The 23,810-nt window shown below is 73.8% G+C and carries 28 protein-coding genes; 6 read left to right on the top strand and 22 right to left on the bottom strand.

Features of this window, described 5'->3' with window-relative positions; genetic code table 11:
* Positions 1-83 precede the first annotated feature (83 nt).
* Positions 84-2,165, bottom strand: coding sequence for a phage holin family protein (locus tag MTR79_RS11595; protein ID WP_244790025.1), 2,082 nt, complete (start codon positions 2,163-2,165; stop codon positions 84-86).
* Between the two features lie 88 nt (positions 2,166-2,253).
* Positions 2,254-2,655, bottom strand: coding sequence for a hypothetical protein (locus tag MTR79_RS11590; protein WP_086704722.1), 402 nt, complete (start codon positions 2,653-2,655; stop codon positions 2,254-2,256).
* 94 nt (positions 2,656-2,749) lie between these two features.
* On the opposite strand from MTR79_RS11590, the gene MTR79_RS11585 reads away from it, so the two are divergent.
* Complete coding sequence (locus MTR79_RS11585; protein ID WP_086704721.1) at positions 2,750-3,523, top strand: MBL fold metallo-hydrolase; 774 nt, start codon at positions 2,750-2,752, stop codon at positions 3,521-3,523.
* A 17-nt stretch (positions 3,524-3,540) separates the two neighbouring features.
* Positions 3,541-4,173: a VTT domain-containing protein gene (locus MTR79_RS11580; protein ID WP_086704726.1), complete on the top strand. Its 633-nt coding sequence runs from the start codon at positions 3,541-3,543 to the stop codon at positions 4,171-4,173.
* Positions 4,174-4,187: 14 nt separating this feature from the next.
* Here MTR79_RS11580 and MTR79_RS11575 read toward each other — a convergent pair whose 3' ends face one another.
* The 5 genes from MTR79_RS11575 to MTR79_RS11555 form a co-directional block, all read right to left on the bottom strand.
* Positions 4,188-5,237, bottom strand: a complete 1,050-nt coding sequence (locus MTR79_RS11575) for an MBL fold metallo-hydrolase (protein WP_086704720.1) — start codon at positions 5,235-5,237, stop codon at positions 4,188-4,190.
* The gene (locus MTR79_RS11570; RefSeq protein WP_244790023.1) at positions 5,234-6,478 is read right to left on the bottom strand and encodes an aminotransferase class I/II-fold pyridoxal phosphate-dependent enzyme; all 1,245 of its coding nucleotides are present in this window, start codon (positions 6,476-6,478) and stop codon (positions 5,234-5,236) included. The genes MTR79_RS11575 and MTR79_RS11570 overlap by 4 nt, the downstream gene beginning before the upstream one ends.
* A 152-nt stretch (positions 6,479-6,630) precedes the next feature.
* Entirely contained in the window at positions 6,631-7,524 is an 894-nt protein-coding gene (locus MTR79_RS11565; RefSeq protein ID WP_244790021.1) for a hypothetical protein, read from the bottom strand.
* 167 nt (positions 7,525-7,691) lie between these two features.
* Positions 7,692-8,492: an RNA polymerase sigma factor SigF gene (locus MTR79_RS11560; RefSeq protein ID WP_244790018.1), complete on the bottom strand. Its 801-nt coding sequence runs from the start codon at positions 8,490-8,492 to the stop codon at positions 7,692-7,694.
* 147 nt (positions 8,493-8,639) lie between these two features.
* Positions 8,640-8,780 carry a hypothetical protein gene (locus MTR79_RS11555; RefSeq protein ID WP_175447150.1) on the bottom strand — a complete coding sequence of 47 codons (141 nt, stop codon included), beginning with the start codon at positions 8,778-8,780 and terminating at the stop codon, positions 8,640-8,642.
* A gap of 180 nt (positions 8,781-8,960) precedes the next feature.
* Here MTR79_RS11555 and MTR79_RS11550 point away from each other — a divergent pair, with 180 nt between their 5' ends.
* The 3 genes from MTR79_RS11550 to MTR79_RS11540 all read left to right on the top strand — a co-directional run bounded on the left by MTR79_RS11550 (position 8,961) and on the right by MTR79_RS11540 (position 10,496).
* A complete protein-coding gene (locus MTR79_RS11550; RefSeq protein ID WP_086699128.1) occupies positions 8,961-9,353 on the top strand; it encodes a DUF2795 domain-containing protein in 393 nt (130 codons plus the stop codon).
* Positions 9,354-9,375: 22 nt separating this feature from the next.
* Entirely contained in the window at positions 9,376-9,801 is a 426-nt protein-coding gene (locus MTR79_RS11545) for a CBS domain-containing protein (RefSeq protein WP_189363591.1), read from the top strand.
* 149 nt (positions 9,802-9,950) lie between these two features.
* On the top strand, positions 9,951-10,496 hold the full coding sequence (locus tag MTR79_RS11540) for a type 1 glutamine amidotransferase domain-containing protein (protein ID WP_086699125.1): 546 nt from the start codon (positions 9,951-9,953) through the stop codon (positions 10,494-10,496).
* A 54-nt stretch (positions 10,497-10,550) separates the two neighbouring features.
* Here MTR79_RS11540 and MTR79_RS11535 read toward each other — a convergent pair whose 3' ends face one another.
* Together MTR79_RS11535 and MTR79_RS11530 are read right to left on the bottom strand one after the other, a co-directional pair.
* A complete protein-coding gene (locus MTR79_RS11535) occupies positions 10,551-10,838 on the bottom strand; it encodes a DUF6158 family protein (protein WP_086699136.1) in 288 nt (95 codons plus the stop codon).
* A 39-nt stretch (positions 10,839-10,877) separates the two neighbouring features.
* Complete coding sequence (locus MTR79_RS11530; RefSeq protein ID WP_086699124.1) at positions 10,878-12,497, bottom strand: ATP-binding cassette domain-containing protein; 1,620 nt, start codon at positions 12,495-12,497, stop codon at positions 10,878-10,880.
* Positions 12,498-12,667: 170 nt separating this feature from the next.
* Here MTR79_RS11530 and MTR79_RS11525 point away from each other — a divergent pair, with 170 nt between their 5' ends.
* Complete coding sequence (locus MTR79_RS11525) at positions 12,668-13,489, top strand: methyltransferase domain-containing protein (protein WP_189363589.1); 822 nt, start codon at positions 12,668-12,670, stop codon at positions 13,487-13,489.
* A 43-nt stretch (positions 13,490-13,532) separates the two neighbouring features.
* On the opposite strand, the gene MTR79_RS11520 is transcribed toward MTR79_RS11525, so the two are convergent.
* The 13 genes from MTR79_RS11520 to MTR79_RS11460 form a co-directional block, all read right to left on the bottom strand.
* Positions 13,533-13,964 (bottom strand): gas vesicle protein K, encoded by a 432-nt coding sequence (locus MTR79_RS11520; RefSeq protein WP_078894934.1) that lies wholly within the window; start codon positions 13,962-13,964, stop codon positions 13,533-13,535.
* Positions 13,961-14,149, bottom strand: a complete 189-nt coding sequence (locus MTR79_RS11515; protein ID WP_006130875.1) for a gas vesicle protein — start codon at positions 14,147-14,149, stop codon at positions 13,961-13,963. Before MTR79_RS11515 ends, MTR79_RS11520 begins: the two co-directional genes overlap by 4 nt.
* Positions 14,146-14,958 (bottom strand): GvpL/GvpF family gas vesicle protein, encoded by an 813-nt coding sequence (locus tag MTR79_RS11510; RefSeq protein ID WP_048455274.1) that lies wholly within the window; start codon positions 14,956-14,958, stop codon positions 14,146-14,148. The genes MTR79_RS11515 and MTR79_RS11510 overlap by 4 nt, the downstream gene beginning before the upstream one ends.
* A complete protein-coding gene (locus MTR79_RS11505) occupies positions 14,955-15,290 on the bottom strand; it encodes a gas vesicle protein (protein WP_033273739.1) in 336 nt (111 codons plus the stop codon). The genes MTR79_RS11510 and MTR79_RS11505 overlap by 4 nt, the downstream gene beginning before the upstream one ends.
* Positions 15,287-16,576, bottom strand: coding sequence for an SRPBCC family protein (locus MTR79_RS11500; protein WP_244790016.1), 1,290 nt, complete (start codon positions 16,574-16,576; stop codon positions 15,287-15,289). The genes MTR79_RS11505 and MTR79_RS11500 overlap by 4 nt, the downstream gene beginning before the upstream one ends.
* Entirely contained in the window at positions 16,576-17,202 is a 627-nt protein-coding gene (locus MTR79_RS11495) for a DNA primase (protein ID WP_244790014.1), read from the bottom strand. The genes MTR79_RS11500 and MTR79_RS11495 overlap by 1 nt, the downstream gene beginning before the upstream one ends.
* Positions 17,199-17,465 (bottom strand): gas vesicle protein GvpG, encoded by a 267-nt coding sequence (locus tag MTR79_RS11490; protein WP_048455278.1) that lies wholly within the window; start codon positions 17,463-17,465, stop codon positions 17,199-17,201. The genes MTR79_RS11495 and MTR79_RS11490 overlap by 4 nt, the downstream gene beginning before the upstream one ends.
* A gap of 4 nt (positions 17,466-17,469) precedes the next feature.
* Complete coding sequence (locus tag MTR79_RS11485; protein WP_086699118.1) at positions 17,470-18,243, bottom strand: GvpL/GvpF family gas vesicle protein; 774 nt, start codon at positions 18,241-18,243, stop codon at positions 17,470-17,472.
* Positions 18,240-18,659, bottom strand: a complete 420-nt coding sequence (locus MTR79_RS11480; RefSeq protein WP_244790012.1) for a gas vesicle structural protein GvpA — start codon at positions 18,657-18,659, stop codon at positions 18,240-18,242. The genes MTR79_RS11485 and MTR79_RS11480 overlap by 4 nt, the downstream gene beginning before the upstream one ends.
* Positions 18,660-18,723: 64 nt before the next feature.
* On the bottom strand, positions 18,724-19,170 hold the full coding sequence (gene gvpO / locus MTR79_RS11475) for a gas vesicle protein GvpO (RefSeq protein ID WP_086699135.1): 447 nt from the start codon (positions 19,168-19,170) through the stop codon (positions 18,724-18,726).
* A 120-nt stretch (positions 19,171-19,290) separates the two neighbouring features.
* Positions 19,291-20,217: a non-homologous end-joining DNA ligase gene (ligD, locus tag MTR79_RS11470; protein ID WP_244790010.1), complete on the bottom strand. Its 927-nt coding sequence runs from the start codon at positions 20,215-20,217 to the stop codon at positions 19,291-19,293.
* The gene (locus MTR79_RS11465; RefSeq protein WP_244790008.1) at positions 20,214-22,061 is read right to left on the bottom strand and encodes a transketolase; all 1,848 of its coding nucleotides are present in this window, start codon (positions 22,059-22,061) and stop codon (positions 20,214-20,216) included. Before MTR79_RS11465 ends, ligD begins: the two co-directional genes overlap by 4 nt.
* A complete protein-coding gene (locus MTR79_RS11460; RefSeq protein ID WP_244790006.1) occupies positions 22,058-23,755 on the bottom strand; it encodes an NAD(P)/FAD-dependent oxidoreductase in 1,698 nt (565 codons plus the stop codon). The genes MTR79_RS11465 and MTR79_RS11460 overlap by 4 nt, the downstream gene beginning before the upstream one ends.
* Positions 23,756-23,810: the final 55 nt, after the last annotated feature.

The raw sequence follows: 23,810 nt of genomic DNA, 5'->3' as shown, positions 1-23,810 counted from the left end.
GTGGACGACTCGCGGTCGAGGTTCTCAACCGGAGGGCGTGTCCGTCACGCGAATATCCGCACGCGACGTCCCTGTCGCCGCGCTCAGGCCGCGCGCTCGCGGTGGTCCGGCATGGGCCCGGTGCCGGACTCGTCGGCCTCGGCGAGCCAGCGGCGCAGGACGTGGTGGACCTGTTCGGCGCCGGCCAGGTCCGTGCCCTCGGGGACCGGCGCGGACAGGACGAGCGGGGAGAGCAGGAAAGGCCGGGACTGGGCGCCGCCGAGGCCGCCGTGCGAACCGATCTGCTCCTCGAAGGCGAGCACCTCGCCGTCCGCCGGGTCGTGGAAGGAGTTGACCATGATGTCGGCGGTGTGCGGGAAGGTGTGGGTGCGGCGCACGACGTCGGCGGCGCCGGGTCCGAACGGGGCCAGCGGGCCCGGGTTGTCGTCGAGGTCGTCCAGCGGGATCTCCGCGCCGTAGGCGCCGAGGACGACCCCGCCGTGGCGCTCGCTGCGCACCAGCAGGAAGCCGATGCCGGGGTGGTTGGCGAGGGTCGGCAGCAGCGCGGGGTGCCGGGCGTCGATCTCCTCCTTGGTCATGCGGTGCGGCACGTCCGGGAAGGACACCAGGCCCAGGTTGCCCGAGGCGAGCACGACCGGCTCCGAGCCGCGGGTGGGCCGGTAGTGCTCGGCGCCCTCCTCGACGGGCCGGCGCAGCGCGGCGCGGACGGCCGCGCGGGCCTCGGCGCCGCTGTGGGTGCTGCGGGCGCGGCGCGGCACGGGCAGCCCGCAGCCGGCCCGCACCAGGTCGGCGAGGGTGAGGCCGTAGCGGGAGCGGAAGGTCTCGCCGGGGCTCTGCCCGTGGTCGGACAGCACGACGATCCGGTACGGGCGGGGCGCGTGCTCGGCGACGTTCTCGATGAGGGTGAGGGCGCGGTCGAGGCGGCGCAGCACCTGCTCGGTGTCGCGGCTCGTCGGCCCGGAGTGGTGGGCGACCTCGTCGTAGGCGACCAGGTCGGCGTAGACGGCGCTGCGGCCGGCCAGCACGTCACCCATCACGGCGGCCGTGACGACGTCCCGCTCGACGACGGTGGCGAAGGCGCGCACCAGCGGGTACAGCCCGCCGCGGGAGACGCGCGGGCGCTGTCCGCGTATCCGGGCGCGCACGGACTGGCCGATCTCCCGGCCCACCTCGGCGCCGAAGGACAGCGCGGTGCGCACCGCGTTGGCGGGGTCGGAGAAGTACGCGAAGTAGCCGGAGCGGGAGCGGGCGGCCGGGCCTCTGCGCCGGGCGGCGATGGACAGCACCAGCGCCTGCTCGTCGGCGCCGCCGCCGAAGAGGTTGCCCCGGCTGGCGCCGTCCTTGGCGAGCAGCCCCGCGTGGCCGGAGTGCTCGATGGCGCGGGCCTGGAGCTCGGCGGCGCTGGTGGGCCGGTTGCAGACCATCACCTCGCGGCGGGCCTTCTCGTACCAGCGGAAGGCGGGGACGTCGAAGTTGCTGCCGTGCAGGATGCCGAGCTGGCTGGCGCCGGTCTGGCTGGACCAGTCGGTGCGCCAGGGGGTGAGTCGGTGGGTGGGGCGGTCCCCGCCGGTGCCGAGCCAGCGGGCGACGGTGGGCATCAGGCCCTTGTCGACGGCGGCCAGCAGGACGTCGTGGCCGACGCCGTCGAGCTGGACGAAGACCGTGCCGGGGGTGGCCGGGCAGGGCGGGTCGGAGCGCCGTCTTCGGTCCGCGAGCCGGTAGAGCCGCCGGCGGTAGGCGTCGTCGTCGCGGACGGCGAGGGCGCCTCCGGTGGCGGAGGCGACCGCGGACATCACGGCCGCGACGACCACGGCCGTCTCGGGGGCCGCCGAGCCGCGCTCGACGGGGTTGAGGCGCAGCGCCACCCACAGCAGGGCGCCGTTGAGGAAGAACACCAGCACGCCGAGGACGAGCGCCGGCACGAGCAGCAGCAGCCGCACCAGGAGAGGCCAGACCAGCGCGGACAACAGACCGAAGGCACCCGCGCCGAGGGCGGCGGTGACCGCGATGTCGGTGGCGCTGCCGCCGTCGGCCGACCGCAGCCGGAAGTCGGGCAGGATGCCCGCGAGGGCGAGCATGGTGAGTGTGGAGACCGCCCACACGGTGACACTCCGCCCGATCTGACTGGCGACCTTCCGCCATCGCCCGTCACCCACGCCGCGCACACCTCACGTTCCGTCTCTGGCCCGCCCCCACCCTGTCACAACGTCCTGAAGTGCCTTTTCGTCCCCCCTGGTCCGCCGACCGGCACACTCAGCGGCCGTCGTAGCCGGCGGTCGGCATGGACAGCCTGCGGTGCACCCGGGCCTTCATCGCCGCGTCGTACGACGGCTCCGCGTGTCCCACCGTCTCCACCCGCGCCCCGCGCCGCGCGCACTCCGCGGTGAACTCGGCCACGGACGACAGGGCCCGCTCCAGCACCCTCCGGCTGGGCGCGACGAACAGGTCGGCGCCGGGGCGCACCCCGTCCCAGAGCAGCGCGTGGTCGGGGCGCAGACCGCGCACCAGCAACTCGCGCGCCACCACGTACCCGTGCTCGGCGGCCCAGAGGGCGCACATCGTGTGCTGGCCGCGGGAGTCCACCAGGAACGGATCGGCGTCCAGCTCCTCCAGCGGCGTCAGGCTCGCGATGGCCGTCACCCGCACCGGCGCCATGGCGTCCCCCTCACCTCGGGCCCACCTCGGGTTTTCGCCGACGACCCTACTCCTGCGCGTAGGCTTCGGGGAGTCGCGCGAAGGAGGCGAAGAGGTGCCGGTGGAGGTCACGTGGTGGGGGCACGCCACCTGCACGCTGGAGGACTCGCACACGCGCGTCCTCACCGACCCCCTGTTCGCACGCCGGCTGGCGCATCTGCGGCGCAGGCGCGGCGCGGAACCGACGCCGGAGGCGCTGCGCGCGGACGTCGCGGTGGTCTCCCATCTGCACGCCGACCACCTCCATCTGCCGTCGCTGGCCCGGCTCGCCCCGGGCACCCGGCTCCTCGTCCCCCGCGGCGCGCTCCGCGCCGTGCCGGGGCTGCGCAAGCTGACCGCGCTCGACGTCACGGAGATGGCGCCCGGTGACGTGACGTCCGTCGGCGCCCTCGCGGTGCGGGCGGTGCCCGCGCTGCACGACGGGCGGCGGCTGCCCGTCGGCCGGCGCCACGCGCCCGCCCTCGGCTATGTGGTGGAGGGCGAGGCGCGCACCTACTTCGCCGGGGACACCGGCCTGTTCGAGGACATGGCCAAGGAGGTCGGCCCGGTCGACGCGGCGCTGCTGCCGGTGGGCGGCTGGGGGCCGTACCTGGGCGAAGGGCACCTGGACGCGGGGCGCGCGGCGCAGGCGCTGGCGCTGCTGGGCGCGGCGAGCGCGGTGCCGGTGCACTACGGCACGTACTGGCCGATCGGGATGGACGCCGTGCGCCCCCACGAGTTCCACGCGCCGGGGCACGAGTTCGAGCGGCTGGCGGCACGGCAGGCGCCGGAGGCGGTGGTGCACCGGCTCGACCATGGGGAAAGCGTGCGCCTGGGGGGCGTGCGGTGATATCCCCCGCCGCCCTCGTGCCGGCGGCCGGCGGTCTGGTGCCGCCGGTGGCCGTGGCGCCCGAGTCCACCCAGCAGGCCATCGCGTACCCGTCGCTGTTCCTGCTGGTGCTGATCGGGGCGCTGGTGCCGGTGGTGCCGACGGGCGCGCTGGTCAGCTCGGCGGCCGTGGTCGCCTTCCACCAGACCGCGCCGTTCTCGATGGCGCTGGTGTTCGTGACGGCGTCGCTGGCCGCCTTCCTGGGTGACGTGGCGCTGTACTGGCTGGGGCGGCGCGGGATGACGTCGAAGAACGGCTCGCGCTGGCTGGAGGCGATCCGGGAGCGCGCCCCCGAGGAGCGGCTGGCGCAGGCCCAGGAGAAGCTCGCCGACCACGGGGTGGCCGTGCTGGTGCTGTCCCGGCTGATCCCGGCCGGGCGGCTCCCGGTGATGCTGGCCTGCCTGGTCGCGAAGTGGCCGCTGCGGCGCTTCGTCCGCGGCAACCTGCCGGCCTGTCTGGCCTGGGCGGCGACCTACCAGCTCATCGGCGTCCTCGGCGGTTCGCTGTTCCCCGAGCCGTGGGAGGGCGTGCTCGCGGTGGTCGTGCTGACCGTGCTGATCAGTGTGGCGCCGGGCCTGTGGCGGCGGGTGCGCCGCACGACCGCCGGCTGACGCCGATCGGCGGGTCACGCGAGCACCCGCGACCCGCCGATCGGCAGGTCCCACAGCCGGTCCCGGGGCAGTCCGGAGGCCTCCCAGGCGGCGCGGACCCGGGTGAGCGGCTCGAGGACCGGCTCCGCGGACAGCACGAACGTGCCCCAGTGCATGGGCGCCATGTGCCGGGCCCCCAGGTCCTGGGCGGCGCGCACCGCCTCCTCGGGGTCGCAGTGCACGTCGGCCAGCCACCAGCGCGGGTCGTACGCGCCGATCGGCATCAGGGTCAGGTCGATTCCCGGGTAACGGCTGCCGATGCGGGAGAACCAGTGGCCGTAGCCGGTGTCGCCGGCGAAGTGCACGCGGTGGCCGTCGGGCGCGGTGAGCACCCAGCCGCCCCACAGCGAGCGGCAGGTGTCGGTCAGGGTGCGCTTGGACCAGTGGTGGGACGGCACGAAGTCGAAGCGGACACCGTCCAGTTCGGCCGCCTCCCACCAGTCGAGCTCGGTGACCCGGGTGAACCGGCGGCGGTGGAACCAGCGGCCCAGGCCCGCCGGCACGAACATCGGGGTGTCGCGGGGCAGCCGCCGCAGGGTCGGGGCGTCCAGATGGTCGTAGTGGTTGTGGCTGATGACGACCGCGTCCACGCGGGGCAGCGCCTCCCAGGCCACGCCGACGGGCGTGACCCTGGCCGGCGTGCCGAGGATGCGCCGGGACCACACCGGGTCGGTGAGCACGGTGAGCCCGCCGATCCGCACCACCCAGCTGGCGTGGCCCGCCCAGGTCACGGCGAGCGTGCGGGCGTCCACATCGGGCACCGGGCCCGGCGCGTACGGCAGGTCGGGGATGCCGGCGAGGCCCTCGGGGCCGGGCCGCACCGCGCCCTCGCGGGCGAAGCGCGCGAAGGCCTTGAGGCCGGGCAGCGGGGCGGTCAGCCGGTCGTGGAAGGCGCGGGGCCACACCCGGCGCTCGGCGAGCGGACGCGGTTCGGCGAGCGGGGGGAGGGGGCTGTCGTCGCGGGCCCGGGGGCCGGCGTCCGGTGCCGTGGTCGTCGGTCTGGTCGACTCGTGCCGCTGCGTCATCGAGAGGACTCCCATCGCCGAGCGTCGTCACGGAGGTCGTCGAAGACCGATGTCACCTTGTTCAACGCGCGTCCCACCCGTGGCAGTTCCGCCGATTCGTCCGCATCCAGGCACGCGGCGCGCTCCTCGGGCGTCTCCCCCAGCAGGGGCGCGGTGCACAGTCGTACGCGCGGTGTCTCGAGGTCGTCGCCGAACCGGTGGCCGCCCGCCGCGGGCATGCCCAGCCGGACGGTGAGGAAGTCCTCCAGCTCCTGGGCGTCGCCGACGCCGTGTGCGGCCAGCGCGGGCGCCAGCGGGGTGAGGTCCACGTACAGGTGCCGTCCGCACTGCGGGGGCCGGGCCAGGGCGCCCGCCGCGACGACGGCCCGGTGCGCGGCGGCGGCCACCCGCGCGTGGGTCCGTACGGACGCGGCGACGCGGGCGGTGACCGGCTCGGGTTCCGACAGCGCGTACCCGGCGGCCGCGGCGACGGGGGCCGCCACGCGCGCGTCGAGGGCGGTGAGCACGTCGAGGACGCGCGCGTGCAGCGCGGAACCCTCCTCGCCCGCGGGGAAACGGGCGACAGCGGCGGGCCAGCCGGGCGGGAGCAGGGAGCCGGCGAGGTCGGTGACGACGGTGACCCGGTCGGGCAGCATCTCGGCGGGGCTGAGCAGCACCGAGCCGTGCGGGTCGTGCAGCGTGTCGCGCCAGGTCTCGTCGCTGACCAGGTGCAGGCGCTCCCCGGCCGCGGCCTCCAGCGTCTCGTGCAGCAGCTCGGGCGGGGCGACCGTCGCGGTGGGGTCGTCGGCCACGGACAGCACCAGCAGCCGAGGGTCGCGGCCCTCGGCGCGCATCCGGCGCACGGTCTCCAGCAGCGCGTACGGGTCGGGGACGCCGCCGCTCTCGGGGGGTGTCGGGACGTGGAAGACGGGTCTGCCGAGCAGCCGCGCGTACGGCGCCCACCAGGCGGCGCACGGCCTGGGCACCAGGACGTCGCCGTCGATGGCGGCGGTCAGGGCGGTGAGCAGGGCGGGCGCGCCGGGGCCGAGGATCGTGCGGTCGGGGGCGGCGGGGAGTCCGCGCCGCTCGCCGTGACCGCAGGCCGCGTCGATCAGGGCGGTGCCCCCGCCGACCGGTTCGGGGCCGGCGCGGGAGGCGGCCGCCGCCAGCACTCCGGCCAGCTCGGGCAGCACCGGCAGCCCGTCCTCGGGGAGCGGCGGCCCGAAACGGACCGGGCCGTGGCCTTCCGGATGCGTCCGCATCGCCACCTCCGCGCAGTTGCCAGTGCCCGGCGCCGTGTCCCGGCGTCCGAACGTGCCGCCCTCGGCGAAGTCAGTACCCCGAGACCGGCCCGTCATGAGCACGGTGCCGGATCGGGTGCGCCGCGCACCGGCACGGCCGCCCGGCGCAGGCGTCAGATGCGCGTCCGGCCGGTGCGGCGGCGGAGCAGCCGGTGCGCGCCGGCGCCGAACGCGCCCGCCATCAGCAGACCGCCCGCGACCTGGGCGGGCACGGAGTCGGTGAAGGCGCCGCCGCCGCCCGCCTGGACGCCCTGGTGCGCGGTCGGTGAGGGGCAGGGCGTCGACGTCGGCTTGTGGGTGGGGGTCGTCGGCTTGTGGGTGGGGGTGGGGGTGTGGGAGGCCGTCGGCGAGGTCGTGGGCTTGGGCGGGGCGGTCCAGAGCGGGGCCGCCTCGGGGTCGCTCGCGGGACCGGTCCCGGGGTCGGTCGCCGTGCGCGGCGGGGCCTTGTGGTCCATGGCTCCGGGGTCGGCGGCGTACGGGTCGGCGGCGTACGGGTCGGCGGCGTAGGGATCGGTCGCACTGGGGTCCGTGCCGTACGGGTCGGTCACGCCGGGGACCTGCGCCGTGCCGGGTGTGCCCTCGGGGCCCGGCACGCCGGCGCGCTCCTCGGCGCCCGCGTCGGGGATCAGCTCCTCGAGTCCGGCGGGCGGTTCCTCCGCCAGTTCGGGGGCGAGCGGGTCGCTCTGCGCCGGTTCCTCGGGGGCGAGGCCCTCGGCGGAGTCGAGTGACGTGGCGCCGTAGAGGTCGGCCTCGGTGAACTCCTCCACCAGGGTCTCCGAGGTGTACTCCTCGACCTCGTGCGCGCCAGGCGCCGCCGGGGTCGGCGTCGCGCTGCGGGAGGCGTGCCCCTGCCGCTCGTGTCCGGCGGTCGGGGACGCGCACGGGGAGGGGGACGCCCAGGCGCCCACGCTGCCGGGGGCCGTCAGGGCGGACGCGGTCGGGGCGAGCGCGCCGAGGACGGTGCCGGCGACGGCGGCGACGGACAGGGCACGGGCGGTGCGGCGCATGGTGCGGGCTCCTTCGGCGACGGCTGGGGCGCGACGGTCGCCCCGGTGCCATCACAGCCCGCCCGTCCCGGCCCCGCGCGCGGCCGGACACCATTCGCGGGACCGGACGCACCCGTGCGGGTGAGGAAGACCCCTGGGCCGGTCCGGCGGATCATGCCGGACAGGTCCTAGGCGTCGCCGGTGTCGCCCATCACCTGGTCGCGGACCCGGCCGCAGCTGCGGCTGATCAGCCGGGAGACGTGCATCTGGGACAGGCCCAGCTCCTGCGCGATGCTGTTCTGCGTCATGTCGTCGAAGAAGCGCATGTAAAGGATCGCCCGCTCACGCTCGGGCAGCTCGGCCAGCCGGTCCTTGACCGCCTCTCGGTCGACCACGGTGTCCAGCGCCGGGTCGGGGCCGCCCAGGGCGTCGCCCAGGGACCAGCCGTCGCCGCTGCCGGGCATCTCGGCGTCCAGGGACAGGGCGCTGAAGCTCTCCGCCGCCGACTGCCCGGTGCGCACCTCGTCCTCGGTCAGTCCGGTGCACTCGGCGATCTCGGCGACGGTGGGGCTGCGGCCCTGGACGGTCTGGGAGAGGTCCTGGGAGGCGTGCCGGACCCGGTTGCGCAGTTCCTGGACGCGGCGCGGGACGTGCAGGGTCCACATGTGGTCGCGGAAGTGCCGCTTGATCTCGCCCGTGACGGTCGGCACCGCGTAGCTCTCGAAGGCGTTGCCGAGGTCCGGGTCGTACCTGTCGACGGCCTTGACCAGACCCAGGGCGGCGACCTGGCACAGGTCGTCGTAGCTCTCGCCCCGGCTGCGGAACCGTCCGGCGAGGCGGTGGGCCATGGGGAGCCAGGCCCGTACGAGTGCGTCGCGGAGCGCGTCCCGCTCGGGTCCTTCGGGCAGGGCGGCGAGCCTGCGGAAGTCCTCCACGGTGTCGGGTGCGTCGTGATGGGAATGCGTCTTGGCGCCTGTTCGGCTCGGCATGGTGCGTCGCCACTCCCTAGGAGGTGCTCGGGGACGGACGGTCACCGTGGCGGACGCACCCGCCGGGACAGGGACGCCCGGGGGCGGTCGACCGCCGCCACGGACGTGCCTCCTGTCCGAAGCACTACCGGTCCGCGTTCCCCCGTGTCAGCCGCGCAAACCTTCCATGGACCGGTCGCCCGGTTCCGGTTCCGCCTCTCGGGGTGGCAGGACGTAGTCCTCGTAGCGGCCCAGCATCAGGATCACGCCGAGCATGAGGAACGGGACGAGCAGCGCGAGCACCACCATGGCCGGTCCTTCCGGAAGCCGCGTGGGGGGCGTGCGGCCCGGGTCTCCCCCGGTCCCGGTGTCAAACCACTGCTGCGCGCACCCGCCCTCCGGATCCGCCCGGATCGCCACGTGTGAGCCGGTGTCGGCCCGCGCTCCTCGGGTACGCGGCACGCACCCCCGAACGACCTGGAGGGAGACATGCAGCGAGGCAGTGACCGGCTCAGCGTCCACCGTGACGACGAGATGAAGCACGAACTGCAGGGCCTGCTGCGGTCCGGACATCCCACCCGCACCGAGGAGTGGCACGACCCGGAGCCGTTCGCCGACGACGACCCCGAGGTGGCGCGCGGACCCGTGACGCCCGGCCGGGACCCGTCGTCGCTGGAGACGGTGCGACTGGAACTGGCCCGGACCCTGGGCCGCGGGGACTTTCCCGCGGGCCCCCGTGAACTCATGCGTGCCCTGGACCGGCGGCACGCCCCCGACGCGCTCGTCGAGGCGCTGGAGCGGCTGCCCCGCAAGGACCGCTACCACAACGTCCAGGAGCTGGCCCGGGCGCTGACCGGGGTCCGGGAGACGGAGACGGCTTGACCGGAAGGGAGGCCCGCCGGCCATGACCCAGTTCGTGAAGGACGTCATGACCCCCGGCGTGGTCGCGGTCCGTCCGGACGCCTCGGTCGTCGAGGCCGCGCGACTGATGCGCGGCCAGAACATCGGCGACGTGGTGGTGGCGGACGGACAGCACGTCGTGGGGGTGGTGACCGACCGGGACATCACCGTGCGGGCGGTGGCCGAGGGCCGGGACCCGTACGCGGTGAGCGTCGGGTCGGTGTGCACCCCGGACCCGCTGACGCTGGCCCCGGACGACCCGGTGGCGTCGGCCGTCACCCTGATGCGGGAGCACGCAGTACGGCGGATCCCCGTGGTGGAGGGCGGACTGCCCGTCGGTCTGGTGACCCTCGGCGACCTGGCCGAGGCCCGGGACCCCGGGTCGGCCCTCGCCGACATCAGCCGCGCGGACCCCGACGACACCGGCTGACGCGAGCAGCACGACGGATCGGCATCGGCTGACGCGGAGGAGCACGACGGATCGACACCGGCGACGGACCGACGCGACAGCGGACCGACAAGGACGACAGACCGAAACAGACGACAACCGACACAACGACGAAGGGACGTAGCGCCATCATGCGCATCGCATTTCTGACCGCACCCGAGGGCGTCGAGCAGGTTGAGCTGACCGAACCCTGGAAGGCGGCCGAGCAGGCGGGACACGAGCCCGTGCTGGTGTCGACGCAGTCCGGGGAGGTCCAGGGGTTCAACCACCTCGACAAGGCGGACACCTTCCCTGTTCAGGAGGTCGTCGGCGACGCCTCGGCGGACTCCTTCGACGGGCTGGTACTGCCCGGCGGGGTCGCCAACCCGGACTTCCTGCGGATGGACGACAAGGCCGTCGCCTTCGTCCGGGACTTCTTCGAGCAGGGCCGGCCGGTGGCCGCGATCTGTCACGCGCCGTGGACCCTGATCGAGGCGGACGTCGTGCGCGGCCGGGTCATGACCAGCTGGCCGAGCTTGCAGACGGACCTGCGCAACGCCGGCGCCGAGTGGGTGGACGAGCAGGTCAAGGTCTGCGACCACGGCTCGAACAAGCTGGTCACCAGCCGGAAGCCGGACGACCTCAAGGCGTTCTGCGAGACCTTCCTGGAGGTGTTCGCGGCCGAGCGCGCCTCGTGACCGCGTGAATGTGACGGACGGGAGCCCCGCCGGCGCGGGGCTCCCGTCCGTCGTTCACGTGCCCGAGGCGGTCGGCGTCGCGGAGTCCGAGGCGGTCCGCTCCCGGGCGCCCTCGCGGGTGCGGCCGGGCGCGACGGGGCGACGCGGGTTGCGCCGCAGGTACTCGCCCTCCAGCTGCGCCATGCGCTCGTTGTGGGCCCGCAGCGCGTCGTTGGACCCGTACAGCAGCGTGTCGTGGCGCGTGCGGTGGATGGTCTCCAGCTCCTTCATGAGCTGCTGGTCGTCCAGGCGGCTCGGGTCGACTCCGGTCATCGTGGTGCCCCGCTCGTCGTGTGCGTTCATGCGTCCCGGGTACCCGCGCCGCGCCCGGGCCACCACGCGTCAGCGGGCGCGTTCCACCCGGCGCTCGTCCCAGACCGGCTCCGGGGTCTCGCGGACCCGGCCGTCGCTGCCGAAGACCAGGAACCTGTCGAAGGAGCGGGCGAACCAGCGGTCGTGCGTGACGGCGAGGACGGTGCCCTCGAAGCTCTCCAGCCCCTCCTGGAGGGCTTCCGCCGACTCCAGGTCGAGGTTGTCGGTGGGCTCGTCCAGCAGCAGGGCCGTGACGCCCTGGAGCTCCAGAAGCAGGATCTGGAAGCGGGCCTGCTGCCCGCCGGAGAGCCGGTCGAAGGTGCGCTCCGCCTGCTGGGTCAGCTCGTAGCGGCGCAGCCGGGACATGGCGGCGCCCCGGTCCTGGGCGTGCTCGGTCCACAGGATGTCGAGCAGGGTGCGGCCGATCAGCTCGGGGTGGGCGTGGGTCTGGGCGAAGTGTCCGGGCACCACGCGCGCGCCGAGTCGCCAGGCGCCGGTGTGCGCGACGTCCTCACCGGCGAGGAGCCGCAGGAAGTGCGACTTCCCGGAGCCGTTGGAGCCGAGCACCGCGACCCGCTCGCCGTAGAACACCTCCAGGTCGAACGGCTTCATCAGGCCGGTCAGCTCGAGCCGCTCGCAGGTGACGGCACGGACGCCGGTCCGGCCGCCCTTGAGGCGCATGCGGATGTCCTGCTCGCGCGGCGGCTCCGGCGGGGGCCCGGCCTCCTCGAACTTGCGCAGCCGGGTCTGGGCGGCGCGGTAGCGGGACGCCATGTCGGGGCTGTTCTCGGCGGCCTGCCGCAGGGTCAGCACCAGTTTCTTCAGCTGGGCGTGCTTCTCGTCCCAGCGGCGGCGCAGCTCCTCGAAGCGGGCGAAGCGCTCGCGCCGCGCCTCGTGGAAGGTGCGGAAGCCGCCGCCGTGCACCCAGGCGTCGGCGCCCGCCGGGCCGGGTTCGAGCGAGACGATCTTCTCGGCGGCGCGGGCGAGGAGCTCGCGGTCGTGGGAGACGAACAGGACCGTCTTGCGGGTCTCCGCGAGGCGCTCCTCCAGCCAGCGTTTGCCGGGCACGTCCAGGTAGTTGTCGGGCTCGTCGAGCAGCAGCACCTCGTCGGGGCCGCGCAGCAGCGCCTCCAGCACGAGCCGTTTCTGCTCGCCGCCGGAGAGGGTGCTCACCTGCCGCCACTGGGCCTTCTCGTAGGGGACGCCCATCGCGGCCGTGGTGCAGATGTCCCACAGCGTCTCGGCTTCGTAGCCCTGCACTTCGGCCCAGTCGGAGAGGGCCTGCGCGTAGCGCATCTGGGCGGCCTCGTCGTCGACGGTCATGATGGCGTGCTCGGCGGCGTCCACCGCGCGGGCCGCCTCGCGGATACGGGGTGGTGCCACGGACACCAGCAGGTCGCGCACCGTGGTGTCGTCCCGTACCGAGCCGACGAACTGGCGCATCACGCCCAGGCCGCCGGTGACGGCGACGCCGCCGCCGTGCGGGGCGAGCTCGCCGGAGAGGATGCGCAGGAGCGTCGTCTTGCCGGCGCCGTTGGGTCCTACGAGGGCCATGACGGCCCCCTCCCCCACCCGGAACGACACGTCTCCCAGGAGTGTCCTCCCGTCGGGGAGGTGGTACTCGAGGTGCGCGGCTTCCAGATGTCCCATGGGCGCGATTCTGCGGGGCGCCGGGAGCACCTGGCAAACAGGTTTTCCGGCGCCCTTTCCGCGCGGCCGCGACCGACAGTGTTCCCAGTATGTGAAACGCGCATCTCATCATGCGGGGGGCGCGCGTAATCTGGCCGCCCTCACGCCGAGTTGGAAGGGGTGGCCCCGCCATGCCGCACGCAGGGGAGACCGCCGTCTACACGCACGGGCACCACGAGTCGGTGCTGCGGTCGCACACCTGGCGCACCGCGGAGAACTCGGCCGCGTACCTGCTGAGGGCGCTCAAGCCCCACATGCGGATCCTGGACATCGGCTGCGGGCCCGGCACCGTCACCGCCGACCTGGCCGCCCTGGTGCCCGACGGACACGTCACGGGTCTCGACCGGGAGCCGGGCATCCTGGAGCGGGCGCGCGCGGTGGCCGAGGAGCGGGGTCTGACGAACGCGGACTTCGTGACGGGGGACGTGCACGCGCTGGACTTCCCCGACGACACGTTCTGCGTGGTCCACGCCCATCAGGTGCTCCAGCACGTGGGTGACCCGGTGGCCGCGCTGCGCGAGATGCGGCGGGTGACGAAGCCGGGCGGGTACGTCGCCGTCCGGGACGCGGACTACGCGGCGATGACCTGGTATCCGGGGTCGGCGGGCCTCGACGACTGGCTGGACCTGTACCGGCGCGTGGCGCGGGCCAACGGGGGTGAGCCGGACGCGGGGCGACGGCTGAAGGCGTGGGCCCTGGAGGCGGGGTTCACCGACGTCACGGCGACGACGGGAACCTGGACCTACTCCACGGCGGAGGAACGCGCCTGGTGGAGCGGGCTGTGGGCGGACCGCACGGTGGCGTCGGCGTACGCGGAACGAGCCGTGGCCGGCGGGCACGCCACCCGCGCCGAGCTGCAGGCCGTGGCCGCGGCGTGGCGGGAGTGGGGCACCCGTGAGGACGGCTGGTTCGCCGTGCTGCACGGCGAGATCCTCTGCCGCGAGGACGTCTGACGGACATCTGCCCGGCGGCAGGAGGGGCCGGCGCCCCAGGATCTCAGTCCCGGGGCAGCAGCGGCCCCAGCGGACCGAGGTCGAGGTTGAGGTCCTCGGGGCGCAGCCCGTAGCGGTTGCGCAGCTCGGCCATGCGGTCCTCCAGCAGCATGAGCGTCAGCCCGACCCGCTCCTCCTGCTCCTCGGTGAGGTCACCCTCGTCGAAGCGGCGTACCGCCTGGCGCTCCATGAGCTGGCGGAGCAGTTCCACGACGGTCAGCACCAGCTTCACCAGGTCGCGTTCGACCGTGTCCGGCTCCAGGTCGAGGCGTCGGCGGGGCTTGGGGCGCGACTCGGCGGGGCGGACGGCGGTCTCCGGGGCGGCGTCGAAGGACGCCTCGGGGTCCAGGGGCGACCGGCCCTCGAAGAGGTCGGCGTCGGTCACCGTGACGGGTTCCGGCGCGTCGGGCGCGCGGTGCCGCGGGTCGTCGGTCACGGAGACTCCTCGAAGGGCGAGGGGACGTTCTGGTTCACGGAGCTGATCAGCGCGTTGAGGTCGATGCGGACCAGGTCGACGTCGGCTATGCGCAGCGTGATGTCGCCCGTGATCACCACACCGCCGGCCAGCAGCCGGTCGAGCAGGTCCACGAGGGCGATCTCACGCCGTTCGACTACGGTCACGTGGTCCCCTCCCCGGCGGTCCTCCCACCGGCGGGCTCCTCTCCGGCCGCCTCCTCCCCCGCGAACGAGTAGGCCGCCCAGGGCCCGGTGAGCTCCACCCGCAGCCCCGGGGAGTCGTCCTTCGTCCGCTCCACCTGCTCCACGAACGCCTCCGACTCACCACGCGGCACGAGATAGGCGGCGTTGAGCACGTTGCGGCCGCGGTGGCCGGACAGGGTGGGGTTCTGCGGCGCGTGCAGCCGGGAGTCCTCGGCGAAACCGGCGAGGTTCGCGTGCAACCGGGTCGCGAAGGTCTCGGCCCGCTGCCACTGGTCCTCTCGCGACCGCGTCTGCTCCCGGCGCCGGCGCAGATAGTCCCGTCCGGACATCGCCGCGGGCTGCGGCGCCGGCCGCTCGGGGGCCTGCTCCGGCTCGGACTCCAGGTACACCTTGACGCCCCACTCGACCCGGCCCTCCAGCCGGTCCAGCCCGCGCAGGAAGTTCTCCTCGCGCGCCTCGATCATCGACCGTACGCCGCTGTCGTCGCGGAAGACGGTGCCGAGCCGCAGCGGCAGCGGGGTGGTGACGGTGGTGAGCGCGTCGATCACCCCCTGGTGGGCCCGCGCGACCGCGGTCAGCCAGTCCAGGTCCTCCAGGTGCGCCCGCAGCGACTCCTCCGCGAAGTCCGCCTCGGGCACATGACTGACCACGGCCACCAGGTCGCGGTGCGGTACCAGCCGCGGCGGGTCGCCGCCCACCCCCGTCAGCTGGGCCTGGAGCGGTGTGCCGAAGGGACGGCAGACCGCGTAGACGTAGCGCAGTCCCGTCACGGGGTCTCCTCCTCGGCGCGACGCGGCTCCAGCTCCTCCAGCCGGGCCAGGCGCTCGCGCAACTCGGCGTTCTCGCGGGCCAGTTCGTCGCGCCGGGCGCGTGAGGACAGCGCCGGGTCCGACTCCCACCAGTCGATCCCCATCTCCTTGGCCTTGTCCACGGAGGCGACGACGAGGCGCAGCTTGATGGTGAGCAGCTCGATGTCCAGCAGGTTGATCTTGATGTCACCCGCGATCACCACGCCCTTGTCCAGCACCCTTTCCAGGATGTCGGCGAGATTGGCGCTGCTGCCCTGGCCGTACGGGTCGGGGAGTCGGCTGGGGGTGGTCATCGGCGGCTCCGGCCCTCGGGTTCCTCAGGAGCGGCCTCGTCGGCCGGCTCGTCGTCCTCGTATTCCTCGTCCTCGTCCTCGTACTCCTCCTCCGGAGGGACGCCCTCCTCGTACTCCTCGTCCTCGTCGTCGGCGGCTTCCTCGTCCTCGTCCTCGTACGGGTCGTCGGGCTCGGCGCCGCCGGCCTCGTCCTCGTACGCGTCCTCGGGACCGGCGCCGTCCTCGTCCTCGTCGTCGGCGGCTTCCTCGTCCTCGTCGTACGCGTCCTCGGGGCCGCCGTCGGTCTCTCCCTCGGGGGCTTCCTCGTCGTGCTCCTCGTCCTCGGGGCCCTCATCCTCGGAGCCCTCCGGGCCCTCGGCCTCGCCGTCCTCGTGCTCGCCCTCGGGGCCGCCCTGCTCCTCCTCTTCCTCGGCCACGGCGTCCTCGTGGGACTTGACGACCTCGCCCTCGCGGATCTCGCCGCGCCAGCTGTCCTCGGCCTCGCCCTTGATCGTGATGAAGCGGGCGAAGTTCTTCAGGTCGAGCCGGGCACGGCGGCCCTGGGCACGCCAGATGTTGCCGGTCTTCTCGAAGAGGCCCGAGGGGTAGTACTCGATCACCATCAGGACCCGGGTCAGGTTGTCGGCGATCCTGTGGAAGGAGACGACGCCCTTCATCGTGCCCTTGGCGCCCTCCGTCGACCACGCGATGCGGTCGTCGGGGACCTGCTCGTTGGTCGTGGCCTTCCAGCTGCGGTTGGACCACCAGATCTTCGCCTGCCAGTCCGACGTGGTGTCGTCGGACTTGTTGGCGCTCTTCACGCCCTTGGCGAAGGTGCTGAAGTCCTGGTACTGCGTCCACTGGTCGTACGCCGTGCGCAGCGGCACACCGACGTCGATGTACTCCATGATGACGGTCGGCTTGTTGCCGGAGGACTTCTTGCGCTTGCCACCGCCGCCGAGGTTCTTCAGGGCGCCCTTGACGTTGTCCTTGGCGCGCGTGGCGCCGAGCTCCACGGCGGTGCGCAGGGGGCCCTTGCCCTCGGCGAGCTTCTTGCCGCCGTCGGCGGCGAGCTTGGCGAAGCCGGGGCTGTTGCCCTCGGCGATGTCGTTGAGCTTGCCCGTGGTCTCGCCCAGCTTCTGGCCGACGCCGGTCAGCAGCCGGGTGGCCTGGGCGGCGAGGTAGTCCTGCAACTCGGCCTTGAGCCGGTCGGCGGCCTCGCTGTGGGCGAGGTCGGACAGCGGGTTCTTGGCGCCGTCAGCGCCGTCACGTGCGGCGGACGTGGCCCGCCCGGCGGTCTCGGTCATCACTCACCGCCTCCCTTCGAGGGACGGGAGCGGGCGCCGCGCGAGGCGGACGCGGTCTTCTTCGCGGCCGTCTTCTTGGCGGCCGTCTTCTTCGCAGGGCCGCCGGCGGCGCGCTTGGCCGGTGCGGCCTTCTTCGCCGCGGGGCCCTTCTTGGCCGGAGCCTTCTTGGCGGCCTTCTTCGCCGTCCGCGCGGTGTCCGGTCCGCGCTCGCGCCCGCCGTCGTCGTCCCGGTCGTCACCGGCGTCGTCCGGCCCGCGGTCGTCCGGCTCCTCGTCGGCGTGCCCGTCCGTACCGTCCCGGTCCTCGCCGCCGCCGTCCAGCCGGCCGCGCACCTCCGCGGTGCGGTCGTGCAGCCGGTCGGCGAGCGAGCTGATCTGCCGCTCGACCAGTGCGCCCGAGGCGGCCTTGCCGACGCCCTGCAGCTCACCGCGGAGCTGGTCGCCCAACTCCTTGAACTGCGGGTTGTCGCGCAGCTGCTGCGACACCAGGTCGGCGACGGCCCGCGGGCTCAGGTTGAGCTTCTTGCCCGCGACCAGTCCGCCGACGGCCAGCGCCATCTTCAGCTTCTTGGTCCGTCCGAGGAGATATCCGGCCCCTATGGCGAGGCCCAGTCCCGTTCGATTCATTGGTGTGCCGTCCCGTCCCCTTGACCCGCGCCCGTGCGCGTGGCGATCTCCAACCGGTCCAGGAGTGCGTCCTCCTGTTCGTCGAACTCCTCCTCGGTGATCTCCCCTGCCTCCAGCAGTTCCTCCAGCCGGGCCAGCTCGGCACGGATGGTCGCGGGGTCGTAGTAGATGCGTTCCGCTTCCTGAAGGACCTGCCGGACGGCCCAGGCGCCGCCGCGCGCCGGGGCGAGCGGCAGCAGCAGCACTTCCGAGATCAGGCCCATGTCGTCACTCCGCTCCGGTGTCCGCCCCCGCGGCCGTGGTGCCCGCCGGCTCGGCGGGGCCGGGCTCGACGAAGCTGTACGGCGGCAGTGGGCCGTTCAGTCGTATCTCCAGGTGGGGCATGTCCGTGCGGGCCTGCTCCACCGCGGCCAGGAACTCCTCCGCCGTCGCGCGCTTCACCAGGTACGAGACGTTGGCGAGCCAGCCGGTGGACTCGGGGCCCACGCTCTCGGCGTCGGCGATGCCGCGCAGCGCGTTCTCCAGCGCGGCGCCGTCCTCGGACTCCCGGGCCTTGACGGCCTCGGCCACCATCTCGCCGAGGCGGATCTTGTCGTCGTAACTGCCGCCGCCGGACTGCCGGTTGGACTCCGCGAGGGCCCGGATCTCCGGGTTGAGGGCCATCACGTGGTGCAGGACGGCCTCTTCCACGTGGTTGGCCTTGACGTTGTACTCGACGCGGCCGTCGAGGGCGCGCAGCCGCTCCAGGTAGTGGTCGGCGCGCTCGGCGAGGACGGAGGTGACGGCGTCGTCGTCGGGGGCGACGCTGCCGAAGCGCATGGGCAGGACGCAGCCACCCGCGCCGATCTCGCTGAGCACGTTCTGGTGGGCGAGCAGCTCGCGCCGCTTGGGGCGCAGGCCCTCGGGGGCGTCGCTGACGACGGCCGCCAGGTCACCCTGGGTCAGCACGCGCAGCGGGCGCGCCGGGTCGCCGACGCCTCCCATGCCCTCGGGCAGGGAAGGGTGCGAGGCGGCCGTGATGCCGTAGACGTACGTGCTCACTCCTGCTCCTCCTTGCGCCGCGACGCGCTCTTACGGGCCCGGGGGCGCGACTCGGTCTCGCCCTCGCGCCCCTGCTTGAAGGCGTCCGAGATGGTCTCGGCGGCGCCGGAGAGTGCTCCCTTGGACTTGCCGCGGGCGCCGGACTCGGTCACCTCGCCGACGATCTCGGGGAGGCCGGGGCTCTTCTTGGGCCCGGACTCGAGGTCGAGCCGGTTGCACGCCTCCGCGAAGCGGAGGTAGGTGTCGACGCTCGCGACGACGACACGAACGTCGATCTTGAGGATCTCGATGCCGACCAGGGACACGCGCACGAATGCGTCGATGACGAGCCCCCTGTCCAGGACAAGCTCAAGCACGTCGTAGAGACCGCTGCTGCTGCCTCCGCCGCCGGACTGCTGTGCCGGTACGACTGTCATGCCGGCCGTTCCTCCTTGGTGTCGGGAATGTGGGGATGTGGGAGTGTGCCTGCTGTCGTGCGGCCTAGCGGCCGCCGGGCCTGCGCGCGTCGGCGCGTCCGCGCTCGTAGCGGCGGACCCTCCGGTACCCGGTGAGGTCCCCGTCGGGGTCCAGCTCCACCTGGTAGCTCGCCATCAGGCTCATCGTGTCGGGCACCCGCTCCAGCTCGAGGACCTCGACCTCCAGCACCCAGCCCTCCGAGGTCTGCTCGAAGGACGACACGGACTCGGCCTCCATGCCGGTGAGCTCCGCGAGCTGCTCGCGCGCCTGGCGCAGCACCTGCATGGGCTTCGGCTTCTTCCGTTCCGTGGTGCTCTCGGTCGGGTCGCTGTCGTTCTCGGGCCGCTTGCGGGGTGCGGTTCGTTTACGGGGCGTGCGTGAGGCCCTGGTCTGCTGGGAGTCCTGGCTCTCACGGGAGTCCTGAGATTCCTGTGAATCTTGCGACTCTTCGGTGTTTTTCGTGTTCGACATGGCCACCTCTCCCTCCGTGTGGCCGCAAGTGTGTTCGCCAAACCTCCGAGGTCTCACCCGTCCGCCACGTCCAGCTGTCGCCCCTGTTCGCCGGGGGGTAGGGGAAACGGCTTCTGCGGGTCAGCCGCGCCGCGCGGCGAGCCTCCGGCGGGCCGGAGCGAGGGAACGGCCCTTGCGGGAGAGACCCGCCCACGGGTCCGTGGCGGCCTGCTCGACGGCGTTCTCCACCGTCCAGCGGCGGGCGTGCAGCTCCGGGTCGTCGAGCTGCTCCCAGGTGAGCGGGGTGGCGACGGGCGCTCCCGGCAGGGCCCGGACCGTCCAGGGAGCGACCGCGGTCTGCGCGTACGCGTTGCGCCCCACGTCGAGGTAGAGCCGGTCACCGCGGTCCTTCTTGCGGGCCGCGGTGGTGAGCCGGTCCGGGTGGGCGTCGGCCAGCGTGTCGGCGACCTCGCGGGCGAACTCCCGTACCGTGTCGAAGTCCTGGCCGCCGTCGAGCGGCACGACCACGTGCAGACCGCGCGAGCCGGTGGTCATCAGGGCCGAGGGCAGGGCCAGTTCGTCCAGCAGCTCTCCCAGCCACCGGGCGGCCTCCCGCACCGCCTCGAAGTCGTCGCCGGACGGGTCGAGGTCGAAGACCAGCCGGTCCGGGCGGTCCACGTCGTCGGCGCGGGAGAGCCAGCGGTGCAGCGTGATGCTCGCCTGGTCGACCAGGTACAGGAGGGTCGCGGTGTCGTCGCACACGGTGTGCGTGACCGTGCCGCCCTCCTTGCCGACCTCCACCCGGGTGATCCAGTCCGGGTAGTTGTCGGGGGTGTTCTTCTGCATGAAGGCCGGGCCGTCGATCCCGTCGGGCCGCCGGTCCAGCATCAGCGGCCGGCCCCGCAGCTGCGGCAGCATGTGGCGGGCGACGGCCCGGTGGTAGTCGACCAGATCCCCCTTGGTGAACTCCCGGGCGGCGTCGCCGCCCGGGATGAGCACCTTGTCCGGGCGGCGGATCTCCACCCGGCGGCGGCCGGCCCGTACGGTGCGCGAGCCGCCGTCGCTCACGACACGATCGCCTCCCCCACCAGCAGCCTGCCCGCCACGGCGATCGACGCGGCGTCGATCCCGGCGGCGTGCAGCTGCTCCTCGGGGGCGGCCGAGCCCGGCATGTTCCGCACGGCGAGCCGCACCAGTCGCGGCACGGGACGCCCGTCGCCGAACGCCTCGGCGACCGCGTCGCCGAGCCCGCCCTCGGGGTGGTGGTCCTCGACGGTCATCAGACAGCCGGTCTCCTCGGCGGCCGTGCGCAGCGTCTCCACGTCGACGGGCTTCACCGAGTACAGGTCGACGACCCGTACGGCGATGCCCTCCTCGGCGAGGGCGTCGGCCGCGGCCAAGGCCTCCGGCACGGTGACCCCCGCGGCGACCAGGGTGAGCCGGTCCTGGCCGGAGGAGCGCAGCACCTTGCTGCCGCCGACGGGGAACTCCTCGTCGGGACCGTAGATCACGGGGCTCTTGCCGCGGGAGGTGCGCAGATAGCGGATGCCCTCCAGGCCGGCCATGGCGGCGACCAGGCGGGCGGTCTGGTTGGCGTCGCACGGGTACAGCACGGTGGAGCCGTGCACCGCCCGCATCATCGCCAGGTCCTCCAGGCCCATCTGGCTGGGTCCGTCCTGGCCGATGGCGACGCCCGCGTGCGACCCGACGAGGTTCAGGCCCGAGCCGCTGATCGCGGCCATGCGGACGAAGTCGTGGGCGCGGGTCAGGAAGGCCGCGAAGGTGGAGGCGAACGGCAGCCAGCCGCGCGCGGCGACCCCGACGGCGTCGGCGACCATCTGCTGCTCGGCGATGTAGCACTCGACGTAGCGCTCGGGGTGTTCCTTGGCGAAGTACTCCAGGCGGGTGGAGTCGCCGACCTCGCCGTCCAGGGCGACGACGTCGTCGCGCGCGGAGCCGAGGGCGGCCAGCGCCTCGCCGAAGGCGTCGCGGGTGGCCATGTCCTCGCCGCGCTCCCAGCGGGGCAGCTCGGGCGTGGTGACCCGCCGGGCGGGGGCCTCGCCGTCGGCGGGCGGCGCCTGGACGGTGATGCGCAGGTCGCGGGGTCCGCCCAGTTCGGCGATGGCGTCCTCCGCCTCCGGCAGCGGCTTGCCGTGCAGCCCCTCCCGGTCCTGCACGGCCTCCACGCCCTTGCCCTTGAGGGTGCGGGCGAGGATCGCGGTCGGCTGGCCATGGGTGGACAGCGCCTCACCGTAGGCCCGGTCCACGGCGTCCACGTCGTGCCCGTCCACCTCGACGGTGTGCCAGCCGAACGCCTGGAAGCGGCGGGCGTAGGCGTCGAGGTCGTGGCCGTGCCGGGTGGGGCCGCGCTGGCCGAGCCGGTTGACGTCCACGATCGCGGTGAGGTTGTCGAGGTTCTCGTACGCGGCCTGCTCGGCCGCCTCCCACACCGAGCCCTCGGCCAGCTCGCTGTCGCCGCACAGCACCCACACGCGGTGGTCGGTGCGGTCCAGCCGCTTCCCGGCGAGCGCGAGGCCGACGCCGACGGGCAGGCCCTGCCCGAGGGAGCCGGTGGCGGTCTCCACCCAGGGGAGCTTGCGGGGCGTGGGGTGGCCCTCCAGGCGGCTTCCGTTCTCGCGGAAGGTGAGCAGTTCCTCGTCGCCGATGACGCCGGCCGCCTTGTAGGTGGCGTACATCAGCGGGGAGGCGTGGCCCTTGGAGAGGACGAAACGGTCGTTGGCGGGATGGTCGGGGCGCTCGAAGTCGTAGCGCAGGTGGCGGGCGAAGAGGACGGCCATGAGGTCGGCCGCGGACATCGACGACGTGGGGTGCCCGGAGCCGGCGGCGGCCGCCGCCCGGACACTGTCCACCCGCAGCTGCTGTCCGAGCTCGACGAGTTCACCGGTGTTCATGCGTCTCCTTCGCTGGGTCGGTCGGTACGGCGGACGGGACCGGGCGCCACGTCCGGGCCGGGTTCCGGCTGGTCGGGCGGCGGGGCGACGTCGGACGGGCCCGTGATGGGCTGGTTCCTGGCCGGCTCACCGCCCGGCTGGTTCTTCGCGGGCTCACCGCCCGGCTGGTTCTTCGCGGGCTCACCGCCCGGCTGATTCTTCGCGGGCTCACCCCCCGGCTGATTCTTCGCCGGCTCACCGCCCGGCTGATTCTTCGCCGGCTCACCGCCCGGCTGATTCTTGGCCGGCTCACCACCGGACCGGGTCTTCGCGGGCTCGCTGTCCGGCTGGTCCTTCCTCGGCCGGCCGCCCGTGTCCGAGGGGCCGGCGGACGAACCGGCGGCTTCGGGCCTGCCCGGGACGCGCGCGACCTCGGGGGACGCGGTGTCCAGCGGCACGGACCAGGACCGTACGAGGCCCAACTGGACGGCCTGGCGGGGCAGTACGGCGTCCAGCAGCCAGTCGGCGGCCACCCGCACCCGGTTGCCGGGCATCGCGGCGAGGTGGTAGCCGCGGGTCACCGCGCCGGCCGCCACCCCGGACAGGTTGACGCCGAGCGGGTTGGCGGCGGCCTTGACGCCGCCGAGGTCCACCACGAACCCCAGGTCCTTGTGGCGGTACGCCTGCCGCTCCCCGTCGCCGAAGGACGCGGCGATGTTGTGCGCGCAGACCTTGCCCTGCCGCCAGGCGTGCTGGGCGGTCATCGGGGTGTACGAGCCGGGGTTCTCCAGGTCCGGCACGGCCGCCGCGTCACCGCAGGCGAAGACCTCGGGGCGGCCCGGCACCTGGAGGTGCGGGTCGACCAGCAGCCGGCCGCGTTCCATGGGCAGCCCGAGGGACTCGGCGAGCGGGTCGGGGCGCACGCCGACGCACCACACGAGGGTGCGGGTGTCGACGAACTCCCCGTCGGTGAGCAGCACGCCGTCAGAGGTGGCCTCCTTCACGGAGGTGCCCATCCGCACGTCCACGCCCCGCTCCCGCAGCACCGTGTCGGCGGTGCGGGAGAGCCGTTCGTCCAGCTCGGGCAGGACCCGGTCGGCGATGTCCAGCAGGATCCAGCGGGGCCGCATGCCGGTGCGCAGCGGCTGCTTGGCGACCTGAGCGTCGGTGAAGAGCTGGCCGTGCGCGGCGACCTCGGTGCCGGTGTAGCCGGCGCCCACGACGACGAAGGTGCACCGCGAGGAGCAGCGCTTCGGGTCGTCCGTGGCGGCGGCCAGCTCCACCTGGCGGGTGATGTGGTCCCGGAGGTACAGCGCCTCGGGCAGGCCGCGGAAGCCGTGGGCGTGCTCGGCGACGCCCGGGATGGGCAGCAGCTTGTTGACGCTGCCGGCGGCGAGCACCAGCCGGTCGTAGGAGAGGGTGCCGCCCTCGCCCTCGGGGCCGGTGTAGTGCACCTGGCGGGCGTCGAGGTCGATACGGCCGGCCTCGCCCAGCACCAGTTTGACCTGCGGGAGCGTCCCGGAGAGGGACACGGTGACCCGGCGCGGTTCGAGGATCCCGGCCGCGACCTGGGGCAGCAGGGGCAGGTACAGGAAGTAGTCGGTCGGGTTGAGCAGGACGATCTCGGCCCGGCCCCTGGCCGTGCGGGACAGGATCTGGGCCGTGCGGTAACCGGCGAAGCCGGCTCCGACGATCACAATGCGGGGTCGACTCACGGTTCGCCTCCGGCGCGGTCGCGTACGTCGGGAGACTTCCGCGTCCCCCTGCGCG

Origin of the sequence: Streptomyces sp. BJ20 (genome assembly GCF_022869105.1) — a bacterium.
Classification (GTDB): domain Bacteria; phylum Actinomycetota; class Actinomycetes; order Streptomycetales; family Streptomycetaceae; genus Streptomyces; species Streptomyces griseoincarnatus.
Note: the sequence above shows the minus strand (reverse complement) of the source record. Positions and strands in the feature narration are given on the sequence as shown.

Excerpts from the sequence above, each read along its gene's own strand:
- MTR79_RS11590 (WP_086704722.1), bottom strand. The coding sequence starts at position 2,655 with ATGGCGCCGGTGCGGGTGACGGCCATCGCGAGCCTGACGCCGCTGGAG.
- MTR79_RS11575 (WP_086704720.1), bottom strand. The coding sequence starts at position 5,237 with ATGACGCAGCGGCACGAGTCGACCAGACCGACGACCACGGCACCGGAC.
- MTR79_RS11570 (WP_244790023.1), bottom strand. The coding sequence starts at position 6,478 with ATGCGGACGCATCCGGAAGGCCACGGCCCGGTCCGTTTCGGGCCGCCG.
- MTR79_RS11565 (WP_244790021.1), bottom strand. The coding sequence starts at position 7,524 with ATGCGCCGCACCGCCCGTGCCCTGTCCGTCGCCGCCGTCGCCGGCACC.
- MTR79_RS11560 (WP_244790018.1), bottom strand. The coding sequence starts at position 8,492 with ATGCCGAGCCGAACAGGCGCCAAGACGCATTCCCATCACGACGCACCC.
- MTR79_RS11555 (WP_175447150.1), bottom strand. The coding sequence starts at position 8,780 with ATGGTGGTGCTCGCGCTGCTCGTCCCGTTCCTCATGCTCGGCGTGATC.
- MTR79_RS11550 (WP_086699128.1), top strand. The coding sequence starts at position 8,961 with ATGCAGCGAGGCAGTGACCGGCTCAGCGTCCACCGTGACGACGAGATG.
- MTR79_RS11545 (WP_189363591.1), top strand. The coding sequence starts at position 9,376 with ATGACCCAGTTCGTGAAGGACGTCATGACCCCCGGCGTGGTCGCGGTC.
- MTR79_RS11540 (WP_086699125.1), top strand. The coding sequence starts at position 9,951 with ATGCGCATCGCATTTCTGACCGCACCCGAGGGCGTCGAGCAGGTTGAG.
- MTR79_RS11535 (WP_086699136.1), bottom strand. The coding sequence starts at position 10,838 with ATGAACGCACACGACGAGCGGGGCACCACGATGACCGGAGTCGACCCG.
- MTR79_RS11530 (WP_086699124.1), bottom strand. The coding sequence starts at position 12,497 with ATGGGACATCTGGAAGCCGCGCACCTCGAGTACCACCTCCCCGACGGG.
- MTR79_RS11525 (WP_189363589.1), top strand. The coding sequence starts at position 12,668 with ATGCCGCACGCAGGGGAGACCGCCGTCTACACGCACGGGCACCACGAG.
- MTR79_RS11505 (WP_033273739.1), bottom strand. The coding sequence starts at position 15,290 with ATGACCACCCCCAGCCGACTCCCCGACCCGTACGGCCAGGGCAGCAGC.
- MTR79_RS11500 (WP_244790016.1), bottom strand. The coding sequence starts at position 16,576 with ATGACCGAGACCGCCGGGCGGGCCACGTCCGCCGCACGTGACGGCGCT.
- MTR79_RS11495 (WP_244790014.1), bottom strand. The coding sequence starts at position 17,202 with ATGAATCGAACGGGACTGGGCCTCGCCATAGGGGCCGGATATCTCCTC.
- MTR79_RS11490 (WP_048455278.1), bottom strand. The coding sequence starts at position 17,465 with ATGGGCCTGATCTCGGAAGTGCTGCTGCTGCCGCTCGCCCCGGCGCGC.
- MTR79_RS11480 (WP_244790012.1), bottom strand. The coding sequence starts at position 18,659 with ATGACAGTCGTACCGGCACAGCAGTCCGGCGGCGGAGGCAGCAGCAGC.
- gvpO (WP_086699135.1), bottom strand. The coding sequence starts at position 19,170 with ATGTCGAACACGAAAAACACCGAAGAGTCGCAAGATTCACAGGAATCT.
- MTR79_RS11465 (WP_244790008.1), bottom strand. The coding sequence starts at position 22,061 with ATGAACACCGGTGAACTCGTCGAGCTCGGACAGCAGCTGCGGGTGGAC.